The organism is Ilyobacter sp. (assembly GCF_041583315.1).
In the GTDB taxonomy this organism is placed as follows: Bacteria; Fusobacteriota; Fusobacteriia; order Fusobacteriales; family Fusobacteriaceae; genus Ilyobacter.
Genome location: NZ_JBFHGC010000616.1, coordinates 1 through 1,573, shown reverse-complemented (window position 1 = coordinate 1,573; position 1,573 = coordinate 1). Strand labels below are relative to the sequence as shown.

The following is a 1,573-nucleotide window of genomic DNA, read 5'->3' as shown; positions in this document are numbered from 1 at the left end:
GGAGTGATATCTCCAGTGGATAATTTTTAAATCTCTCTAAAAATCTTTCATAATGCTGACTGGCAAGTACCGTTGTCGGGGCCATTACTGCCACCTGTTTTCCATCCATGAGTGCCTTAAAGGCTGCTCTCATAGCAACCTCGGTTTTTCCATACCCTACATCACCACAAACAATTCTGTCCATAACAGTATGGGATTCCATATCCTGTTTTACTTCTTCTATTGATCTCATCTGATCCTTGGTCTCATTATACGGGAATCCTTCCTCAAACTCTTCTTGCCAGACTGTATCTTTGGAAAATGCAAATCCGTTTTTACTCTGTCTTTTTGCCTGGATTTGTATAAGTTCCTTTGCAAATTCCATTATATCCTTTTGGAGTTTTTCTCTCCTTTTTCTGAATCCTCTCCTACCAAGATTGTATATCTCTGGAGTGGATCCTTTTTCACAAATATATTTTTCTATTCTATTGAGTCCGGTTACTGGAACATAGAGTTTATCTTCCCCGGCATATTTTATGGCAAGGTAGTCATTTTCATCTATTTTTTCTATTCCTAAATATATTCCCACTCCGTATATGTCATGTATTATGTAATCTCCGGGTCTAATCTGGTTTATGTTTGTGTATCTCACACTTTCTTTTGCTATATCTGTTCTTCTTACTCTTATTCCCTTTAGTTCCCTGTCGGTGAGCACAAGGGTGTCTCCATTTGAAAACCCTTCATAATGCTGCTCTTTTACTATTTCCAAAGGAGTTCCAAGAAATATCTCTCTATACCTCTTCTCCTCTTCAGTTAGAATTATAACTTTTTTTTCAGAAGCTATTTTTTTTACATTGGTATAGTCCTGATAATTTTCATTGTCTTCATTTTGAAATCTTACTATCTCTGCAGGAATTGTTTTTTCTAAAATATCTGCATATTTTTTTCTGAGATCGTTCTCATTTTCACGGTTTCTCAGTATAAATTCTTCTAGCTTGTAATTCATAAGTTCCTGATTTTCCAGATATATTTCCATATCATCAGATACCATTTTTTCCAGCAGACCCAGTAATGTCTTTTTTCCTTCTTTATTATTGTTTATGTACACATTTATTTCATCTAAATTTTCAAGAGATTTCTGGCTGTCAATACTAAAATAACTAATTCTCTCTATTTCATCGCCGAAAAACTCTATCCTCACAGGATTTTCACCATTTGGAGGATATATATCTAATATATCCCCACGCCAGCTGTACTCCCATCTTTTTTCCACCAGATAATTTTTTTTAAAACCATTTTTTATGAGTCTTTCCTCTATACCTTTTAAATCATACTCTTCTCCTGCACAAAGTTGTATCTGCTCTCCGCTTGTAAAATAATCTTTTAAAATACCCTCAAGAGAAACAAGTACTATCCAGTTTTCCCTGCTTTCCAAAACTTTTAAAAGTCCGTAGTTTATTGTCTGAAATTCCTCATCAGTATAATTAAAATTTTCTATCCTGTAAACCATTCCCTTCTGATAATCAGAAAGAGTAAAGTAATAGTCCTCTATATTTTTATTTGAAGAGGATATATAGACTACCTTTTTATTTCT

At 34.1% G+C, this 1,573-nt stretch carries 1 protein-coding gene; it reads right to left on the bottom strand.

Translation table 11 applies throughout. From position 1 onward, the window contains the following. Positions 1-1,573: CarD family transcriptional regulator (locus ABZA26_RS14780; RefSeq protein WP_372715249.1), on the bottom strand; the 1,573-nt coding region annotated here is incomplete at both ends.